The sequence below is a fragment of the Umezawaea beigongshangensis genome (genome assembly GCF_016464305.1).
Classification (GTDB): domain Bacteria; phylum Actinomycetota; class Actinomycetes; order Mycobacteriales; family Pseudonocardiaceae; genus Umezawaea_A; species Umezawaea_A beigongshangensis.
Genome location: NZ_JAEIOJ010000004.1, coordinates 387460 through 407029, shown reverse-complemented (window position 1 = coordinate 407029; position 19570 = coordinate 387460). Strand labels below are relative to the sequence as shown.

Annotated in this window: 17 protein-coding genes; 5 read left to right on the top strand and 12 right to left on the bottom strand. The window is 72.0% G+C overall.

The window, feature by feature from the left end; all coding sequences use genetic code 11:
- Positions 1 to 63: 63 nt before the first annotated feature.
- From IMZ35_RS13550 to typA, 8 genes are all read right to left on the bottom strand, one after another.
- Positions 64 to 1107: an ABC transporter ATP-binding protein gene (locus tag IMZ35_RS13550; RefSeq protein ID WP_199441372.1), complete on the bottom strand. Its 1044-nt coding sequence runs from the start codon at positions 1105 to 1107 to the stop codon at positions 64 to 66.
- The gene (locus IMZ35_RS13545; protein ID WP_199441371.1) at positions 1104 to 2270 is read right to left on the bottom strand and encodes an ABC transporter ATP-binding protein; all 1167 of its coding nucleotides are present in this window, start codon (positions 2268 to 2270) and stop codon (positions 1104 to 1106) included. The genes IMZ35_RS13550 and IMZ35_RS13545 overlap by 4 nt, the downstream gene beginning before the upstream one ends.
- Positions 2270 to 3211 carry an ABC transporter permease gene (locus IMZ35_RS13540; protein ID WP_199441370.1) on the bottom strand — a complete coding sequence of 314 codons (942 nt, stop codon included), beginning with the start codon at positions 3209 to 3211 and terminating at the stop codon, positions 2270 to 2272. The genes IMZ35_RS13545 and IMZ35_RS13540 overlap by 1 nt, the downstream gene beginning before the upstream one ends.
- Positions 3204 to 4202 carry an ABC transporter permease gene (locus IMZ35_RS13535; protein ID WP_199441369.1) on the bottom strand — a complete coding sequence of 333 codons (999 nt, stop codon included), beginning with the start codon at positions 4200 to 4202 and terminating at the stop codon, positions 3204 to 3206. Before IMZ35_RS13535 ends, IMZ35_RS13540 begins: the two co-directional genes overlap by 8 nt.
- 177 nt (positions 4203 to 4379) lie before the next feature.
- A complete protein-coding gene (locus IMZ35_RS13530) occupies positions 4380 to 6161 on the bottom strand; it encodes an ABC transporter family substrate-binding protein (RefSeq protein WP_199441368.1) in 1782 nt (593 codons plus the stop codon).
- Positions 6162 to 6469: 308 nt separating this feature from the next.
- Positions 6470 to 8203, bottom strand: a complete 1734-nt coding sequence (locus IMZ35_RS13525; RefSeq protein WP_199441367.1) for an ABC transporter family substrate-binding protein — start codon at positions 8201 to 8203, stop codon at positions 6470 to 6472.
- A 77-nt stretch (positions 8204 to 8280) separates the two neighbouring features.
- Positions 8281 to 8847, bottom strand: a complete 567-nt coding sequence (locus IMZ35_RS13520; RefSeq protein ID WP_199441366.1) for a TetR/AcrR family transcriptional regulator — start codon at positions 8845 to 8847, stop codon at positions 8281 to 8283.
- A gap of 223 nt (positions 8848 to 9070) precedes the next feature.
- Positions 9071 to 10978, bottom strand: coding sequence for a translational GTPase TypA (gene typA, locus IMZ35_RS13515; RefSeq protein WP_199441365.1), 1908 nt, complete (start codon positions 10976 to 10978; stop codon positions 9071 to 9073).
- Positions 10979 to 11143: 165 nt separating this feature from the next.
- Here typA and IMZ35_RS13510 point away from each other — a divergent pair, with 165 nt between their 5' ends.
- A complete protein-coding gene (locus tag IMZ35_RS13510; RefSeq protein WP_199441364.1) occupies positions 11144 to 11293 on the top strand; it encodes a hypothetical protein in 150 nt (49 codons plus the stop codon).
- 232 nt (positions 11294 to 11525) lie between these two features.
- Positions 11526 to 12491, top strand: a complete 966-nt coding sequence (gene trpS / locus IMZ35_RS13505; RefSeq protein ID WP_199441363.1) for a tryptophan--tRNA ligase — start codon at positions 11526 to 11528, stop codon at positions 12489 to 12491.
- 128 nt (positions 12492 to 12619) lie between these two features.
- Here the strand turns inward: trpS and IMZ35_RS30645 are convergent, their stop codons facing one another.
- From IMZ35_RS30645 to IMZ35_RS13490, 3 genes are all read right to left on the bottom strand, one after another.
- Positions 12620 to 13036 carry a (deoxy)nucleoside triphosphate pyrophosphohydrolase gene (locus IMZ35_RS30645; RefSeq protein WP_229371901.1) on the bottom strand — a complete coding sequence of 139 codons (417 nt, stop codon included), beginning with the start codon at positions 13034 to 13036 and terminating at the stop codon, positions 12620 to 12622.
- 325 nt (positions 13037 to 13361) lie between these two features.
- Positions 13362 to 14675, bottom strand: a complete 1314-nt coding sequence (locus IMZ35_RS13495; RefSeq protein ID WP_199441361.1) for a sensor histidine kinase — start codon at positions 14673 to 14675, stop codon at positions 13362 to 13364.
- A complete protein-coding gene (locus IMZ35_RS13490; RefSeq protein WP_199441360.1) occupies positions 14672 to 15403 on the bottom strand; it encodes a response regulator transcription factor in 732 nt (243 codons plus the stop codon). The genes IMZ35_RS13495 and IMZ35_RS13490 overlap by 4 nt, the downstream gene beginning before the upstream one ends.
- A 144-nt stretch (positions 15404 to 15547) precedes the next feature.
- On the opposite strand from IMZ35_RS13490, the gene IMZ35_RS13485 reads away from it, so the two are divergent.
- Genes IMZ35_RS13485 through IMZ35_RS13475 form a run of 3 tightly spaced genes read left to right on the top strand, consistent with a single transcriptional unit; the run spans position 15548 to position 18536 of the window.
- Entirely contained in the window at positions 15548 to 16654 is a 1107-nt protein-coding gene (locus IMZ35_RS13485; protein WP_199441359.1) for a LolA family protein, read from the top strand.
- On the top strand, positions 16651 to 17682 hold the full coding sequence (locus tag IMZ35_RS13480; protein WP_199441358.1) for an ABC transporter ATP-binding protein: 1032 nt from the start codon (positions 16651 to 16653) through the stop codon (positions 17680 to 17682). The genes IMZ35_RS13485 and IMZ35_RS13480 overlap by 4 nt, the downstream gene beginning before the upstream one ends.
- Positions 17679 to 18536 carry an ABC transporter permease gene (locus IMZ35_RS13475; protein WP_199441357.1) on the top strand — a complete coding sequence of 286 codons (858 nt, stop codon included), beginning with the start codon at positions 17679 to 17681 and terminating at the stop codon, positions 18534 to 18536. The genes IMZ35_RS13480 and IMZ35_RS13475 overlap by 4 nt, the downstream gene beginning before the upstream one ends.
- Here the strand turns inward: IMZ35_RS13475 and IMZ35_RS13470 are convergent, their stop codons facing one another.
- Positions 18537 to 19565 carry an ABC transporter ATP-binding protein gene (locus tag IMZ35_RS13470; protein ID WP_199441356.1) on the bottom strand — a complete coding sequence of 343 codons (1029 nt, stop codon included), beginning with the start codon at positions 19563 to 19565 and terminating at the stop codon, positions 18537 to 18539.
- Between the last annotated feature and the right edge of the window lie 5 nt (positions 19566 to 19570).

Genomic DNA, 19570 nt, shown 5'->3' with positions numbered 1-19570 from the left:
CGGAACGGCCGAGGCCACCCGCACGGGTGCGGACCGCCGTGCGGGTGGCCTCGGCCGGACGCGTCAGACGACGGCCTTCTCCTCGGCGAAGTGGCACGCCGACAGCAGGCTGCTCGGACCGCGGCGCTCCAGCTTCGGCGCCTCGGTGGCGCAGATGTCCTGCGCCTTCCAGCAGCGGGTGCGGAACCGGCAGCCCGAGGGCGGGTCGACCGGGCTCGGCACGTCGCCGGTGAGCACGATGCGCTGGCGCTGGCGCTCCAGCTTGGGGTTGGGCACGGGCACCGCCGACAGCAGGGCCTGCGTGTACGGGTGCATCGGCCGGGTGTAGATGTCCTCGCGGTCGCCGATCTCGATGATCGACCCGAGGTACATCACCGCCACCCGGTCGGAGATGTGCCGGACGACCGACAGGTCGTGCGCCACGAACAGGTAGGCCAGGCCCAGCCGCTCCTGGAGCTCCTCCAGCAGGTTCACCACACCGGCCTGGACGGACACGTCCAGCGCCGACACCGGCTCGTCCAGCACCATGAACTTCGGGTTCAGGGCGAGCGCGCGGGCGATGCCGATGCGCTGGCGTTGACCGCCGGAGAACTCGTGCGGGTACCGGCTGCGGTGCTCCGGGTTCAGGCCCACGAGCTCCATCAGCTCGTTGACCCGCAGCTGCACGCCCCTGCTGCCGCCCTCGACGCCGTGGATCTGCAACGGCTCCGAGATGATGTCGTTGACCTGCCACTTGGGGTTCAGCGACGCGTACGGGTCCTGGAACACGATCTGCATGTCCCGGCGCATCGGCCGGAGCTGCTTCGCGTTGAGCTTCGTCAGCTCGCGGCCCTCGAACTTCACCGAGCCCGACGTGGGCTTGTGGAGCTGGAGGATCGCGCGCCCGGCCGTGGACTTGCCGCAGCCCGACTCGCCGACCAGGCCGAGGGTCTCCCCGACGTCGAGGTCGAAGCTGATGCCGGACACCGCCTGCACCTGGCCGACCGCGCGCGGGATGATGCCCTTGCCCCGGACCGGGAAGGTCTTCACCAGGTCGGTGACCTGGAGGAGCGGTGCGGTCTGCTGGCCGGCACCGGAGGTGCGCTGGCCGTCGGTCGCGGTGCTCATGAGGTCCGCTCCTGTTCGTCCTGAGCGTGCACGTCGGCGAGGTCCTGAGCCACCGGCACGTCGGGGTTGACCTCCACGAACGACGCGGGGTCCTCCACGACACCGATCTCGTCGTGCGCGAAGAGCCGCTGCGGGCTCTCCAGCCCGGCGAGGTGCTCCCAGCGGATGCACCGCGCGCGATGACCGGGGTGGTCGGTCTGCACGAGCTGCGGCTCGCCGTCGTGGCACGCGTCCACGACGAGCGGGCAGCGCGGGGAGAAGGCGCAGCCGGTCGGCAGGTTCACCAGCGAGGGCGGCGCGCCCTTGATGGGGGTCAGCCGCTTGCCCAGCAGCTGGGGGTTGGGCACGGAACCCAGCAGGCCGATCGTGTAGGGCATCCGCGCGGCCTCGAAGACCTCGTCGACGCCGCCGGACTCGACGACCGTGCCGCCGTACATCACCTGCACGCGGTTGACCATGCCCGCCACGACGCCGAGGTCGTGGGTGATCATGACGATCGCCGAGTCGGTCTCCTGCTGCACGCGCAGCAGGGTGTCCAGGATCTGCGCCTGCACGGTCACGTCGAGGGCCGTGGTCGGCTCGTCGGCGATGATCACGCTCGGGTCGTTGATGATCGCCATGGCGATCACCACGCGCTGGCGCATGCCGCCGGAGAACTCGTGCGGGTACTGCGACGCGCGCCGGTCCGGCTGCGGGATGCCGACCAGTTCCAGCGACTCGACGGCCTTCGCCCACGCGGCCTTGCGGGACACGTCGTGGTGGGCCCGGTATGCCTCCGCCAGCTGCCAGCCGACGGTGTAAACCGGGTTGAGCGACGTCATCGGATCTTGGAAGATCATGGAGATGTGCTTGCTCCGGAACTTCTGGAGCTGCTTGTAGCTGCGCCCGACGAGCTCCTCGCCGCGGTACCGGATCGAACCGGTGATGCGGGCGTTCTTCGGGAGCAGACCCATGATCGCCATGGAGGACACCGACTTGCCCGAGCCCGACTCGCCCACGATCCCCAGCACGTCGCCGGGTCGCAGGTCGAAGGAGACGCCGCGCACCGCGCGCACGTCGCCGTCGTCGGTCGGGAAGGTGACCGCCAGGTCCTGGACGGACAGCAGTGGCTGAGACACGTCGTCGGTCCGCAGCGCCTGCGCCAGCTCGGAAACTTCTGCCATCACGCACGCACCTTCGTCTGCCGGGGGTCGAACGCGTCCCGGAGCCCGTCACCGATGAAGTTGACGGCCAGCGAGATCAGCACGATCACCACGAACGGGCCCCAGAACAGCCACGGGCGGGTGGTGATCTGCCCGTAGTTCTCGTTCACGATGACACCGAGGGAGGTGTCGGGGAGCTGCACACCGAGACCCAGGAACGACAGCGCCGCCTCGGCGAGCACCGCGGTGGCGACGGCGAGCGTCGCGTTCACGGTGATGCTGCCGATCATGTTCGGCACGAGGTGCTTGAAGATGATCCGCGGGGTGGTGGCGCCCGCGGCCCTGGCGGCCTCGACGAACTCGCGCTGGGCCAGCGACAGCGTCTCACCGCGCGTGATGCGGGCGATCTGCATCCAGCCGAACGTGGCGAGCACGAGGGCCACCACGTACCAGCTGCCCGACAGGCCCTTCACGACGATCGCGGCGACCGCGATCTGCGGGACGATCAGCAGCAGGTCGACCAGGCGCATCAGCGCCGTGTCGACGAAGCCGCGCAGGTAGCCGGCGAGCGCGCCGAAGAGCACGCCCACGAACGTCGCGACGATGGCCACCACGATGGCGATCTGGAGCGAGAAGCCCGTGCCGCGCATGAGCAGCGCGAGGGTGTCCTTGCCGACCTGGGTGGTGCCCAGCGGGTGCTCCCCGCTCGGCGGCAGGTAGGAGCGGCTGGAGACGTCCTCGTAGTCGAACGTCCACAGCAGCGGGCCGACGAACGCGAAGACGCACAGCAGCACGAACACGGCCGAGCTGACCATCGCCAGGCGGTGCCGCAGGAAGCGGCGCCGGACGAGCTGCCCCTGCGTGCGGGCGGTGGTGGAGTCGAACTCGTGGGTGCTCGACCCCTTGCCGCCGACCTCCGCCGGTGACGCCGTGGTCGACGAGGAGAGGTTGACGTTAGCCAAGGCGGATCCTCGGGTCGAGGAAGCCGTACACGATGTCGGCGACCAGGTTGAACAGGACGACCAGCGTCGCGGTGACGGCGAGCCATCCCATCAGCATGTTGGGGTCGAACGTCCGGACCGAGTCCACGAGCAGCGACCCCATCCCGAACCAGCCGAACACGCGCTCGGTGATGATCGCGCCGGAGAGGACGGCGCCGAAGTTGAGGGAGAACAGCGTGGCCACCGGGATCAGCGCGTTGCGGAAGGCGTGCCGGAAGACCACTCGGCCGTTGGAGATGCCCTTGGCGCGAGCCGTCCGGACGAAGTCCGAGTGCATGATCTCCAGCATCGAGGCGCGCTCGAAGCGGCTGTAGGCGGCGAAGCTGATCAGCATCAGGCTCAGCGTCGGCAGCAGGAACGTGCCGGTGTACTTGAAGATCACGTCGCCGATGCTGCCGGTGAAGCCCTCGGTGGGCGGACCGGCCGTGGTCAGCCACCGGTCGACGCCCATCGACTGGAGCACGTTGTTGAACTCGATGCCGTAGCTCTTGATGATGACCGCGACGCAGAAGATCGGCATGGAGAACATGAGGAACGCCGTGCTGGTGGCCAGGTAGTCGAAGATCGAGTACTGGCGGACGGCGGCGAGGACGCCGACCGAGACGCCGAGCACGAGGGCCAGCAGTTCGGCGCCGACGACGAGCCGGCCGGTGACCCACAGGGCCTCGGTGACGGAGGGGAAGACCTCGGCCCGCGCCTGACCGAGCGCGACGCTCGTGCCCCAGTCGCCCTGCACGAAGCTCGTCAGCCAGTCCCAGTAGCGGGCGATGACCGGCTTGTCCAGGCCGAGCTCGGCGGCGAGCTCCTGGACCTGCTGCTCGGTCACGCCGGGCCGGGCGCGCATCTCGGCGAGCGGGTTTCCCGCGGACGCCACGAGGACGTAGGACAGGAAGCTTCCGAGCAGCAGGATCGGAAGCGATATGAGTAGACGACGGATGATGTAGCGAATCACGACAAGCTCCTCGGTGGCACCCGGCGGCCGGGTCAGGCCGGGTACTGGCCCCTGCCGCTGAAAACTGTACGCGCGGCCTCGGGGCTGCTCACGAGGATGGGGTCGGACTCGTGGTCCGACCCCATCCCCTGTGACCGTGCGCACCTCAACCGCTCAGCGGCGGCCGGGGGGGTTCGATCAGCTGGTGGTCTGCCACTCGTTGGCGTTCCAGAGAGCGCCCACGTAGCCCTGGTTGTAGACGCGGTCGACGCCCTTGAAGGACCACATCTTCGGAGCCTGGAACAGCGGCAGCGACGCGTACTCGTCGGCCAGCGCCTTGTCGGCGGTCTGGTAGAACGGCGTCGCCTTCTCCTGCGTGGCCTGCGTCACCGCGCTCTGCAGCGCCTCGTCGGCGGCGGGGACGCTCACGCCCTGCCAGTTCTGGCCACCGGTGGTGGAGTAGATCGACTTCTTCTCCGACTTCCACGGGCCACCCGACCAGGCGAACAGCGCCACGTCGTAGTCGCCGTTGCTGACCCGCTCGTCGAGGAAGTTCGGGTCGGTGTCGTCCTGGATGTCGATGCCGGCGGCCTTGCAGTGGCCCTGGACCAGCTCGACCGTCTGCTTGCGACGCGGGATGTCGGTGTGGCTGATCCGGAAGGTGACCTTCTGGCCGCCCTTCTCGAAGATGCCGTCGGCGCCCTGCGTGTAGCCGGCGCCCTCCAGGGTCTTCTTGGCCTCGTCGGCGCTACCGGTCGACTTGTCGCTGTAGACGTCGGTGTAGCCCTCGTCCTTCGGGAAGAACAGGAGGCTGCCCAGCGGCTTGGCGTCGGCCTGGACGTTCGAGATCAGCTTGTCGACGATGTCCTGGCGGTTGACGCACTGGAAGAACGCCTTGCGGACCGCGTCGTCGGCGAGCACCGGGTTCTTGAAGTTCAGGTCGAAGTGCTCGAACGACAGGCCGGGGGACGCCGCGAACGTGACGCCCTGGCCCTCCAGGCCCTTCAGGCGGTCGGCCGCGTTGGCGTCGGGCTGGGCGAAGAAGCTGACGGAGACCTCACCGTTCTCCAGCGCCTGAGCCTGCGCGACCGGGTCCGGGATGGCCTTCAGGGTGATCTTGGACGGACCACCGGGGTTGCCGGCCCACTCGGGGTTGCGCTCCAGCGTGACCGACTGGTTCTGCTCGTAGCCGGTGATCTTGTACGGGCCGGAGCCCGGCATGATCGCGGCGTCGAAGCCGTTCCAGCCGGTGTTCCAGAAATCGGCGAGCTTCTCCAGCTCGGCGGTGCTGGACGGCGTGATCTTCTTGATGTCGTCGACGCCCGCCTTCTGCGCGCCGATGTGCGCCGGCAGGACGTCGTTCATGAACAGGCCGTTGTAGTCCGGGTACGGAGAGGCGAACGTGCCGACGAACGTCGTCGCGTCCTCGCACTTCGCGTCCATCTGCTCGTGACCGTTGGTGGCGGCGGCCTGGAAGAAGGAGCTGCCGTCGGCCTTCTTGGCCTTGCCGCTCTGCGCCAGCCACGCCATGTAGAACTCGTCGCAGTCCCAGCTGTCGCCGTCGGACCACTTGAGGCCGGGCTTGATCTTCCAGGTCACGACCTGGGGGTTCTCGCTGGTGACCTCGACGGACTCCATGACGTCCTTGTTGAGGATCACCTTCTCGTTGCCGTTGAGGCGGTACGCACCCGTCTGCACCAGGGTCAGGGCAAACGTGTTGTACGAGTTGTTGCCGTCGGCGGTGGCGTTGTTGTACGTGGTGTACGGCTTGTCGGTGGACACCACCACCTCGCCCATGTCCTCCACCTTGGGCGCGGTGTACGAGGCGTCGCTCTCGTTCTCGCCCTTCGCCACGGCCATGGCCGCGACGTCGTTGCTGATCTCGGTGTCGCCACCTCCACCACCGCCGCCACACGCACTCAGAACCAGTGCCGCGCTCGAGAACAGCGCGACCGCCGGCAGTGCTTTGGATCTCCTCATCGACACGTGCCCTCCTAGCACAGGGTGCTCGCGACCGGATGGTCCTGCGTCACCCATTACCCGTGGTGTGCCAAACGCGCCCCGAACGGACACACCGTTGCAGCACCGTAAGAAGCACTGGTGCAACCGGTCACTGCCCACCGCCCGATCGTGACCAAAGGGTGACACGCTGGTAGCAGGATGCTACTCCCCCGTTACCGGCAGGGAGCTTCTGTTGACCAGCCGGTGGGAATACTGTGAACAACAGTGGCGGAGCGCACGTCGGAACGGGTAAAAGGAGAACACGGTTCGGGCGCGAGCGCGACCGGTCAGCGGTCGAGCCGCCGCCACTCGGCAGCACCGGCCAGCACACCGGCCAACGGCGCTCCCGCGTCCACCCCGGAGACCGTCGGCAGCACCGCCAGCACGTCCGCCACCTGGAACAACGGCACGGCGACGGCCTGCTGCCACAGCACGGGTTCGATCTGCGCGAGCGCGTCGGAGAGCATCATCTCACCCGTCAGAGCCGCCTCGATCGCCGGTTGCAGCGACTCGTCGCAGAATGCGGCTGAATTAGCCGGAACGGGGGTCGAACTACCGGGTGAGCTGGTGACGCACCCGAATGACGCCGCGAGATCGCTCGCGAAATCCCCGGACGACGCTCTCGGCACGACCGCGATATCCACTCGCGAGTCCACGGCGGCCTGATTTTCCGGCGCCCTTCCCGGCAGCAGTTCGGTGAACAGTTGTTCGGCGTCCGGAGTCGCGAGGGCCACGGTGATTCCGGCGGCGACGAGCTGGCCGCGGACCAGTTCGGCGACCTGCGCGTAGGGGTCCACGCCCTCGGGAGCCGCGAGGTTCACCGTCAGCGGCGAGCCGTCCCGACCCCACTGACCACCGGCGGAGCGGGTGTAGCCCGCCTCGGTGAGGAGCTGCTCGGTCAGCGCGGGATCGGGTCGCGCCGGGGGCGCGTCCTGCGGGAGGGTCGCCGTGTGACCGGTCGCGGAGGGCGGTACGACCAGCGAGTCGGCGCGCAGCCCGGCGGACGGGCCGTTGCCGGTGCCCGCGACGATGAGCGCGTCGCGGTCCAGCGCGGCCACCAGCGCGCGGCGCACCCGCTGGTCGGCCAGCTGGGCGCTCACGGGCCGCAGGAGCACCTGCACGACCTCGGGCCTGGGCACGGGCGTCGTGGTCAGCTGCGTGGTCGTGGCCAGGTCGGCGAGCAGGTTGTCCGCGATGGCGTCGGCGCGCACGAGCGCCACCTGGTCGTCGCCACCGGCGAGGGCGCTGACGGTACCGCTGTGGGTGGAGCGGCGCAGGACGATCTGGTCCAGGGCGGTGGGACGCTCCCAGTAGCGGTCGTTGCGCTCCAGGATGATCTCGCCGCGGGCGGCGTCGATGGTCTTCACGGCGTACGGGCCCGCCGTGGCGGGGAAGCTGTCGGTGAGCGCCTCGCCCCAGCCCCCCGGCAGGTCCTTGAGCAGGTGGGCGGGCAGCAGGTCGCTGAAGAGGGACCGCCAGCCGGGGTACGGCTCCGAGAAGGTGACCTCGACGGTCTTGCCGCCCTCGCGGGAGGCGATGTCGGAGATCAAGCGGTACCCGGCCGGCTCCACGAGGCCGGGTTCGTCGCGCATCCGCTGCCACAGGTACACGAAGTCCTCGGCGGCCACCGGAGCGCCGTCGGACCACGACGCGTCGCGGCGCACCTCGTAGGTGACCGTGTAGGGGTCGGTCCCGGTGACCCCGGCGGAGACCATGATCGTCGTGTCGAGCCGGGGCGTGCCGTCCGGGGCGGCGCGGAACGCCGAGGGCAGCAGCAGCGACGACAGGGCCGTGGTGATCGTCGACTGGTCGGCCAGGGTGTGCGGGTTGTAGCCGCCGGCGAGCTCGTCGATGCCGACGACGACCTCGTTGAGCTTCTCCTGCGGGATCGCGGACACCTCGGTGGGCGACACGAGCGGCGGCGGGGGCGCGTTGGTGCACCCGGCGACCGCGAGCACGACGGCCAGCGCCACCGGCAGCAGCCGCGCGCGCCCTCTCCCAGTCCCCCCAGACCCCCTCATGCCGTTGAGGGTGCCAGACCGCGCCGGGAGCGCTGCCGGGGGGCGAGGAGTCGTGGTCGGTGGACGTCCGGAGCGGCTCAGCGGAGCCGCAGTCCCGCGACGACGAGTCCGACCACGAACCCGGGGTCGTACCGGGGGTCGCCCGCGCCGATGCAGAGGTTGCCGATGCCGCGCATCAGCACGAGGGGGTCCACGCCGGGGACGATCTCGCCCGCCCCGGCGGCGGCGTCGAGCAGGTGGGCGCAGACGGGGACGAGGTCGTCGAGGAAGCGGGCGTGCAGCGTCTGGAAGGTGTCCTGGTCGGACCGCAGCGCCTCGGCCAGGCCGTGCTTGGTGACCAGGAAGTCGACGAAGAGGTCGATCCAGGCCGCCAGCGCCGCGTGCGGCGAGGCGCTGCGCGCCAGCAACGCCGGACCTGCCGCGACGCACGCCTCGATCTGGTGGTGGTAGACCGCGACGACGAGATCGGCCCGCGTCGGGAAGTGGCGGTAGATCGTGCCGACGCCCACACCCGCGGCCGCCGCGACGTCCCGCACGGGCGCGTCGACGCCGGAGGCCACGAACACCGCGGCGGCCGCCTCCAGCAGCGCCTTCTCGTTGCGCTGGGCGTCGGCCCGCTTCCGCGGACCGCTCGTGCCGGTCATCGTCGCTCCCGTCGCGCCCCGGTGAGCGGAGCACGGTTCGTCAGGCCGAATCGGAACGTCGTTCCGCGCCGACAGGATGCCAGCCGGGCGCGGCGTCGCCAAGTCGCGCGAGGAACGACCGCGTCCGCGCCGCGAGATCCCGTCCGCTCCGGGGAGAAGCCGCGCGAACGCGAGAGGCGCGTCCCGGACGTTCCGGGACGCGCCTCTCGCGGATGCGGGTGGATCAGCCGCGCAGCTTCTGGCGGCTGCGCTCACGACCGCGCTGGTTGGCGTCCAGGATCACCTTGCGCACGCGCACGACCTCCGGAGCCACCTCCACGCACTCGTCGGAGGCGCAGAACTCCAGCGCCTCCTCCAGCGACAGCTTGCGCGGGCGGGCCAGCGTCTCCATCACGTCGGCGGAGGACTGCCGCATGTTGGTCAGCTTCTTCTCCCGGCACACGTTGACGTCGAGGTCCTCGGCGCGCGGGTTCTCGCCCACGACCATGCCCTCGTAGGCGTCGGCGCCGGGCTCCACGAAGAACGTGCCGCGGTCCGCGAGCTGGATCATCGCGTAGGCGGTGATCGAGCCGGTGCGGTCGGCGACGAGGGAACCGTTGTGGCGGGTGCGGATCTCCCCGGCCCACGGCTGGTAGCCCTGGGACACGGCGTTGGCGATGCCCGTGCCGCGCGTCTCGGTGAGGAACTCCGTGCGGAAGCCGATCAGGCCGCGCGACGGGACGACGTACTCCAGGCGGATGCGGCCGGTGCCGTGACCCGCCATGTTCTCCATGCGGCCCTTGCGGTTGGCCAGCAGCTGGGTGATCGCGCCGAGGTGCTCCTCGGGGGCGTCGATCGTCAGGTGCTCGAACGGCTCGTGCAGCTTGCCGTCGATCGTCTGGGTGACCACCTGCGGCTTGCCGACGGTCAGCTCGAAGCCCTCGCGGCGCATCTGCTCGACCAGGATGGCCAGCGCCAGCTCACCGCGGCCCTGCACCTCCCAGGTGTCGGGACGCTCGGTGGGCAGCACGCGGACGCTCACGTTGCCGACCAGCTCGGAGTCCAGGCGGGCCTTCAGCATCCGGGCGGTGAGCTTGGTGCCGCCGCCGCGACCGGCCAGCGGCGAGGTGTTCACACCGATGGTCATGGAGATGGCGGGCTGGTCGACGGTGATCCGCGGGAGCGCGTGCGGGTCGTCGGCGTCGGCCAGGGTGTCGCCGATGGTGATGTCCGGGATGCCCGCGATGGCGACCAGGTCGCCCGCGTGGGCCTCCTCGGCGGGAACGCGGTCGAGGGCCTCGGTGATGAGCAGCTCGGTGATGCGCACCTTCTGCACGCTGCCGTCCTCGCGCATCCAGGCCACGGTCTCGCCCTTGCGCATCTGGCCCGAGTGGATGCGGCACAGCGCGATGCGGCCGAGGAAGCTGGACGCGTCGAGGTTGGTGACCAGCGCCTGGAGCGGCCCGTTCACGTCACCGGTGGGCGCGGGCACGTGGTCGAGCAGGACCTGGAACAGCACGTCCAGGTTCTCCTCGTCCGGCAGGCCGCCGTCCTCGGGCTGGTTCAGGCTGGCGCGACCGGAGCGCGCGGAGGCGTAGACCACCGGCAGGTCGAGCACCGAGTCGTCCGCGCCGACCTCGGTCGCGAGGTCGAGCAGCAGGTCGTGGGCCTCCTCGACGACCTCGCTGATGCGGGCGTCGGGGCGGTCGACCTTGTTGACCACGAGGATGACGGGCAGGCCGGCCGCCAGGGTCTTGCGCAGCACGAAGCGGGTCTGCGGGAGCGGACCCTCGCTGGCGTCGACGAGCAGCACGACGCCGTCCACCATCGACAGGCCGCGCTCGACCTCACCGCCGAAGTCGGCGTGACCGGGGGTGTCGACGACGTTGATCGTCACCGCACCGTCGGGCGTCTCGCGACGCACGGCGGTGTTCTTCGCGAGGATGGTGATGCCCTTCTCGCGCTCGAGTTCGCCCGAGTCCATCACGCGGTCGACGAGCTCAGCCCGCGCCGAGAAGGCGCCGGACTGGCGGAGCATGGCGTCGACCAGGGTCGTCTTGCCGTGGTCGACGTGCGCGACGATCGCGACGTTGCGCAGGTCGTTTCGCACCTGAGCAGGCGATTCTTTGATCGACGCGGTGGCCGTGGGCACGCGGAACTCCTAGAGCTGGAAGTCAGGAAAGGAGGCCGACGCCGGAACGAAGATCGCGCACAGCCTTCACCAAGGGTACCGGCTCCATCGCCAATACCACACATGCGCGCAGGGTGAGGTCAGCCTCACCTATCCTGGCGGCACCGGACGAGTGGAGCACAGAACGTGGGGAAGATCAAGCCCGTGGCGAAGTGCTGCCGCTCGACGCCGCGGTGCCGTCGCTGCCCGGTGGTGGTCCTGCGAGCGGAGCGGGAGAAGGCCGAGAAGAAGGCCATGAAGAAGGCGGAGAAGAAAGCGGCGAAGAAGGCCGCGTGAAGAGTCGTGCGAGTTCACGGGGTGTTCGGGTCGCGGTCACCGCCGCCCGTCGTCAGCCCTCGCGGCGCGCGCTACGATCAACGGCGTGCACAGCCTCGTCCAGTCCTGGCGGGCCGCTTCCCGGCGGCTCTAGACCTGTGCGCAAGACCACACGGGCCGCCCCATCGGGCGGCCCTCGTCGTGTTCGGCGGTGCTGACCGGCGGCGGCCCTCTCACCGCGGAGGGACCACACGTGATCAGGTTGTCGGCCATCACCCCGTCCGGGCACGTCCAGCTCGGGAACTACCTCGGAGCGGTGCGCCGCTGGGCCCGCGAGGGCACCGAGCAGGACGTCTACTTCATCAGCGACCTGCACGCCATGACGACGTCGCACAACCCGTCCGGGCTGCGCTCGCTGACCAGGGAGCAGCTGGCGGTGCTCGTCGCGGCCGGGGTGGACCCGCACAGCGTCTGCGTGCAGTCGGACCTGGTGCGCGAGCTGGGCGCGCTGACCTGGTTGCTGGAGTGCACCTGCACCTACGGCGAGGCAGCGCGGATGATCCAGTTCAAGGAGAAGGCCGCGGGGCGGGACTCGGTGCGGCTGAGCCTGCTCACGTACCCGGTGCTGATGGCGGCGGACATCCTGCTCCAGGGCGCGCACGAGGTGCCGGTGGGCGAGGACCAGACGCAGCACGTGGAGCTGGCGCGCGCCCTGGCCAAGCGGTTCAACGGCGCGTACGGCGACGTGTTCACCGTGCCGAGAGCGGTGACACCGCCGACCGCGGCGCGGGTGCGCGACCTGTCCGATCCCACGCGCAAGATGGACAAGTCCGCGAAGGACGCGGCGGGCGTGGTGTTCCTGCTGGACCCGCCCGACCTGGTGCGGCGCAAGATCGGCCGCGCGGTCACGGACAGCTCCGGCGAGGTGCGCTACGCCCCGGACGCCCAACCCGGCGTGGCGAACCTGCTGGAGGTGCTGGCCGCGTGCACCGGCGGTTCGCCGCGCGACCTGGCCGGGGAGATCGGCGGCTACGCGGAGCTGAAGTCGCTGGTGGCCGAGGCCGTGGTGGAGGAGCTGCGCCCGGTGCGCGAACGGACGCAGGAACTGCTGGCCGACCCGGCCGAGCTGGACCGCGTCCGCGCCGAGGGCGCCGTCCGCGCCCGCGAGCGCTCCACCCACCGCCTGAACGCGGCCCTGAAGGTAGCCGGCCTGAGTTGAGCACTCGCGCACCGCGAGTTGAGCGTTCAGGCACGACGAGTGGACCGTTCGCGATCCGGTCATGTCCAGCCGGGACGCGAACGCTCCACTCGCGGTGCTCCAACGCTCAACTCGCGGTGCCTGAACGCTCAACTCGCGGTTCGGGGGAGGAGGGGGCGCAGGGACGGGAGGAGGGCTCGGTCCGCGGGGAGCCAGTCCAGGGTGGTCAGCTCGGCCGCCGTGATCCAGCGGAGGGCCCGGTGTTCCACGGGGCGGGGTTCGCCGCTCACCAGGGTCGCGGTGAGGACGCGCAGGAGGAGGTCCGGCTTCAGGGGCACGTCGGGGCCGCGGCGCTCGCCCGCCACGACGTGCGCGTCCAGCTCCTCGGCGCACTCGCGCTCCAGAGCGGCGGCGTCGGACTCCCCCGGCTCCACCCGGCCGCCCGGCAGCTCCCAGCGGCCCGCGTCGCGCTCCGGCCACGCGCGCTGCTGCACGAGCAGCCGCCCGTCCCGCACGATCGCCGCGCCCACCACGACCCGCGCGGCTGCGAGCTGCTCGGCGCGCAGGGAGATCACCCGCGCCCGCGCGGCCAGCACCCGCAGCGCCAGGCGCCGCCCGACCCGGCCGCCGTGGGACAGGCCGTCCACGACGAGCGTCCCGCCGCCGGTCCGCTTCAGCTCGGTGACCAGCCGCAGCCCGGCGCCGACGACCTCCGCGCCGGTCTCGTCGGCCCGTTCGACCCGCACCGGCCCGAACGGCGACGCCACCTCGTCCCCGGCGCACAGCACCCCGCCCCGCCCGCCGAGCAGGGAGGGTTCGAGCAGGGCGCCGGCGACGGTGCGGGCGGGGACGTCGACGAGCGTGGTGTTGCGCAGGTGCGGCACCCGCGCATCATCGCCACTGCGGCCAGCGGATCTCCAGCCGGGCACCGCCCTCGGGCGCCTCGGCCGCCCGGACGGTCCCCCTGCGCCGCCGGACGAGGTGCGCGACGAGCGCGAGCCCGAGGCCGAAACCGCCGGTGTCGCGCCCCCGGTCCTCCTCGACGCGGTAGAACCGGTCGAACACGCGGGCGCGGTGCTCCTCGCCGATGCCGTGCCCGTCGTCGTCCACGACGAGCCGCAGCTCACGACCGGCGGGCAGCACGGACACCCGGATCAGCGTCTCGGCGTAGCGGCCCGCGTTGCGCAGCAGGTTGTCCACGACCAGCTCCACCTCGGTGTGCGTGGCGGAGACCAGGCACGCCGACAGCGGCGCGTCGAGGCGCACCACCAGGTCGCTCTCCGGCATCCGGTCGATCGCCGCCTGCGCGTGGAGCACCAGGTCGACGGGTTCGGCGGGCGGCAGCTCGCCGGTGTCGGCGCGGGCGAGGATCAGCAGGGCGTCCACCAGCGCGGACAGCCGCTGCGACTCCTCCACGACGGACTCCAGCACCTCCAGGGAGAAGTCCGGGTCCGGGTGGGCGACGGCGACCTCCGCCTGGGCGCGCACCGAGGTCACGGGCGAGCGCAGCTCGTGGGCGGCGTCGCCGGTGAAGCGCCGCAGCCGCTCGGTGGCCTCGTCGCGCCGCGCCAGCAGGCCGTTGAGCGCCTCCGCGAGGGCCTGCACCTCGTCGCGGGACTCGGGCACGGGCAGCCGCTGCCCGCGCGGCAGCGCTCCGGCGGCGATCCGCATCCGCTCCACGGGCCGCAGCGAGGACCGCACGGACAGCCAGGTCGCGATGCCGACCAGTCCGGCGGCCAGGACGGCGGCCAGCGCGAGCCACCGCGTGCCCAGCACGTTCGCCCCGGAGTAGCCGAGCAGCTCGTTCCCGGTGACGACCAGCCGCGGTGTGCCGTCGGGACTGACGACGACCCCGCCGAGCCAGCGGGCGGCGCTCTCCCCACTGGTGCGCAGCAGCGGCTCACCGGACTTCAGGCGCCGCACGGCCGCCGCGTCGAGACCGGCGGACCCGCCGCCGTCCACCGGTGCGCCCGCCGTGTCGAGCACCCGCGTCGGCGGGTCGGGCAGTCGTCCAGCGGCCACGTCGGCGCTCGCCGCCACGAGCCGGTGCCGCAGCTGCTCGTCGACGGCGACCAGCTGCACGCGGCCGATCAGGGCGGGGGCGAGGAGCGTGAACGCGAGCAGCGTGAGCAGCGCGACGCCGGTCGCGACCACGGTGATGCGGAAGCGCAGCGTGCGCCGCAGCCACCAGCGGCGCGGGTTCACCTGCGCTTGACGACCGCGCCGATGGCGGCGTCGAGGTCGGGCGTGGACGCGATGTAGCCGTGCCCGCGCACGGTCCGCACGACCTCCCCCGCACCCGTCGCGTCGAGCTTGCGGCGCAGGTAGCCGACGTAGACCTCCACGGCGTTGCGGGTGGCGGCCTGCTCGTCGCCCCACACCGCGCGCAGCAGCTCGTCCTTCGTGACGACCGACCCGGCACGGCTGGCCAGCACGTCCAGCACGGCGTACTCGCGGGGGCTCAGCGACACCGGCGCCCCCGCCCAGCTCACCTCGCGCAGCGCGCGGTCCACCACCAGCTCCCCCAGCCGCAGGCGGCGGCGCGCGCCACCACCGGCGTGCCGCCGCAGCAGCGCGCGGACCTGCGCGACCAGCACGACGAACGAGAACGGCTTGACGAGGTAGCCGTCGGCCCCGAGGTCCAGCCCGTCGGCCTGGTCGACCTCGCCGTCCTTCGCGGAGACCATCAGCACCGGCGTGCGGACGCCCTCGGCGCGCAGCCGCTGGAGCACCCGGTACCCGGACAGGCCCGGCAGCATCACGTCGAGCAGCACGACGTCGAACGCGCCGGTCAGGGCGACGCGCAGCGCGTTGGGGCCGTCGGCGGCCGTGACCACCTCCATGCCCTCGGCGGAGAGTCCCCGCTCCAGTGCCCTGCGCACGCCGATCTCGTCGTCTACAACCAGCACCCGTGGCCTCACGCCCCACAGCATGCCGCTTCCAGGAGGAGGATCGGGGGAACGTCTCAGCGCGCTCTCAGCAACGGCGGCGTTCTCAGCGCCGTCTCAGGACACGGGGCGCAGTGTCTGTGGTGTCGGAACGGCGATCCAGCCGCCCGACACGTCGGAGGAGGGGACATGAACGGAAGAAGGGTCACCGTGGCCGCAGCGGCGGCGGGGGTGCTCACCGGGGTGGCCGGGCTCGGTGTGCTGGCGATGCCCGCGGGGGCGGGTCCGGCGCCGGTGCTGCCCGAGATCGACGCGCAGAGCCTGGTCGAGTCCGTGCTCACCACCGAGCCCGCCGCGTTCGGCGGAACGGTGGACGTGAACAACGACCTGGGCATTCCGGCGATCAGCGGCGTGCCGCAGCTGTCGGACGGCGTGAGCAGCGTGCGGATGTGGACCGACGGTCAGGACCGCGTCCGGGTCTCGCTGCCCGGCTCGCAGACCGAGCGCACCTTCGTCGACGACGGCGAGAACTCGTGGCTGTGGAACTCCGCCGACCAGACGGTGACGAAGTTCCCGCACGGCGAGGCTCCGGAACAGCAGTCGGGCGAGCAGCAGCTCGACCCGGTCGCGGCGGCCAGGCAGGCCGTGGCGCTGGTCCAGGAGACCAGCGACGTCGCCGTCGACGGCACGGCCCGCGTGGCCGGTCGCGCCGCCTACGAGCTGGTGCTGACGCCGAAGCCGGACGAGCGCACGGTGCTGCGGGAGGTCAGGGTGGCCGTCGACGCCGAGCTGCGCATCCCGCTGCGGTTCTCGGTGTTCACCAACGGCACGGCCGAGCCCGCCGCGCAGATCGCGTTCTCCGAGCTGAACGTCGGCCCGCAGGACGCCGGGCTGTTCACCTTCACCCCGCCCGCCGGGGCGAAGGTCGACGAGGGCGCGAAGGACGCCGAGCAGCCGACGCGGGAGGAGGCCGAGAAGGCGCTCGGCGAGGTCGCCCCGCAGGTCGTGGGCGACGGCTGGGACACGGTCCTGGTCGTGAACGCGCCGCTGGACGCGATCGTGCCGCAGGACGCCGGGGAGGACTCCCGGCCGGAGCGGGGCCCCCGCCCGGAGGGCGAGCAGTTCGACCCGCGGGCGCTGCTGGCGCAGCTCGGCAAGCCGGTGAGCGGCGAGTGGGGCAGCGGCACGCTGATCACCACGAAGGTCGGTGCCGCCGTCGTCGCCGAGGACGGTCGCGTGGCCCTGGGCGCCGTGCCGGAGCAGGTCCTCGTCGAGGCGCTGGGGCAGACGAAGTGACCACCTCGACCAGCGCTCGGGCGGGGGTGGGGCCGGCGAGGGCCGGCTCCACCCCCGCTCCGGCCCTCGCCGCGAGGACGCGGGGCCTGCGCAAGACCTACGGCAGCACCGTCGCCGTCGACAACGTCGACCTCGACCTGCCCGAGGGCGCGGTGCTGGGGATGCTCGGCCCCAACGGCTCGGGCAAGACCACCACGATCCGGATGCTGCTGGGGCTCGTGCGGCCCACGCGGGGCGAGGTCGAACTGCTCGGCCACGCGCTCCCCGACGGCGCGGGGCACGCGCTGCCGCACGTGGGAGCGCTCGTCGAGGGACCCGGTTTCCACCCCTTCCTGTCCGGCCGGGAGAACCTGCGCAGGGCGGCGGCGTTCGAACCGCTGCTCGCGAGCGGGTCGATCCGGGGTGCCGTGGAGGACGCGCTGGAGCGCGTCGGGCTGTCGCCAGCGGCGCACCGGCGCTACCGCGGCTACTCGCTCGGCATGAAGCAGCGGCTCGGCCTGGCCTCGGCGCTGCTGGTGCCGCGCAGGCTCATCGTGCTCGACGAGCCCACCAACGGGCTGGACCCCGCCGGGACGCGGGAGATCCGCCGGGTGATCGCCGAGCTGCACGCGGCGGGGAGCACGGTCCTCGTGTCGTCGCACCTGCTCAGCGAGATCGAGGCGACGTGCACGCACGTGGCCGTGCTGCACCGGGGAACCGTGGTGGCGCAGGGCGAGCTGGCCGAACTGCTGCGCTCGGGCAGCCAGGCCCTGATGATCACCACGCCCGACGTCGAGGAGGGGCTGAACGTGCTGCGCGCGTCCCGGATCTCGGCGCGACCGGCCGAGGACGGCCTGCGCGTGGAGCTGACCGGGACGTCCGCGCCGGACGTGCTGCGCGCCCTGGTGGGCGCGGGGGTCGCGGTGCACGAGGCCACCCGGCCGCACACCGGCCTGGAAGACCTGTTCGCCCGGCTCACCGAGGACGACGGACCGGACCGCGGAGCCGAGATCGACGTCGCGTTCGAGGCCGAGGAGGAACTGCGATGACCGCCGAGACCCTGGTGGCCGCCACCGCGCGACCGCGCCGCGCGCCGACCGGGCGGCTGCTCGCGTCCGAGCTGCGCTGGATGCTGCGCCGGCCGCGGACCCTGATCGGACTGGGTCTGCTGGCGCTGGTGCCGGTGCTGGCCGGGATCGGCCTGAGCATCGCGACGGGCGACGGCTCCGGCCCGGCGGGCGAGGGGCTGGCCGCGATCATCGGCGGCAACGGCCTGCTGCTGCCGATCTTCGTGCTGTTCCTGTCGCTGCCGCTGCTGCTGCCGCTGCTGAGCGCGGTGTGGGCGGCGGACGGCCTCGCGGGCGAGACCGCGAACGGCACGCTGCGCGGACTGCTGGTGGCGCCGGTGGGCCGCGCTCGGCTGCTGGCCGTGAAGGCGTTCGGCGTGGCGGCGCTGTCGTTCGTGGCGGTCGTGGTCGTGACGGTCGTCGGCCTGATCACGGGCCTGATCACGCTCGGCGGTGGCGGCATGATCTCGCTGTCGGGCACCACGCTGTCGCTGGGCGACTCGCTGGCCAGGATCGGCCTGGTGATGCTGCTGGTGACGTTCCAGACGTGGGCCGTGGGGGCGGTCGCGCTGGCGATCTCCGCGTGCACCGAGCACCCGCTGGTCGTCGTGTCGTCGGTGCTGGCCGGACTGATCACGTTCCAGGTGTTCAGCCTGTTCAGCGCGCTGGACTGGTTGCAGCCGTTCCTGCTCACGTCGGCGTGGGACCCGCTGGCCAACGTGATCAGCGACCCGATCCCGTGGCAGCCGCTGTGGGAGAGCACCGGCCTGGCCGCCTGCTACCTCCTGATCGGCCTGTCGCTGGCCCTGTGGCGCGTGACGACGAAGGACAGCTGATCACGACCCCGCCAGCACGGCCACCCCGTCCGGATCGGCCGACAACCGGACGGGGTCGCCGACCGCGGGCGCCGCGGCGACGGGGGCCACCGCCTCGTACTCGGCGGTCCCCACCCGCACCAGCAGTCGCACGTGGTCGCGGCGGTGCACCTGCTCCAGCACCTCGCCCGTGATCGCTCCGGCGGGGTCGGCGCGCAGCGCGGTGCTGCGCAGCCCCAGCCGGACCGGCCCGTCCGGCACGTCGCCGTTCGCGTCGCCCACCCTGACCTCGCCCAGCGCGAACGTCGCCACGCCGTCGCTGACCCGTGCGGGCAGCACCGTGCCGCAGCCGAGGAACCGCGCCACCTCGGCGTCCACCGGCCGCCGCCACACCAGCTCCGGCGGCCCGGTCTGCCGGACGCGCCCGCCCCGCATCAGCGCCACCCGGTCGGCGAGCGTGAACGCCTCGTCGTGGTCGTGCGTGACGACCAGCGCGGTCGCCCCGGCGTCGCGCAGGAGCCGGGCGAGGTCCACGGCGAGCTGCTCGCGCAGCGCGCGGTCCAGCGCGGAGAGCGGTTCGTCGAGCAGCAGCAGCCGCGGCTCGGGCGCGAGCGCGCGGGCCAGCGCGACGCGCTGCTGCTCACCGCCGGACAGCTCGGTCACCCGCCGCCGCTGGTAGCCGCCGAGGCCGACGAGTTCGAGCAGCTCGTCGACCCGCTCGGCGCGCTTCTCCCGCTCCACACCGTGCATCCGCATCCCGAACGCCACGTTGCCCGCGACGTCGCGGTGCGGGAAGAGCTGCCCGTCCTGGAAGACGAGCCCGAACCCCCTGCGGTGCACGGGCGTCGAGGCGAGGTCGGTCCCGTCCCACGCGACGCGTCCGCCGCCGGGGCGCTCCAGTCCGGCGACCGCGCGCAGCAGCGTGGACTTGCCGCAGCCCGACGGGCCGAGCAGCGCGACGACCTCGCCGTCCGCCACCCGCAGGTCCACGTCGGACACCGCCGCCACGTCGCCGTAGCGGACGGTCAGTCCGGTCACCTCCAGCGCCACCGCAC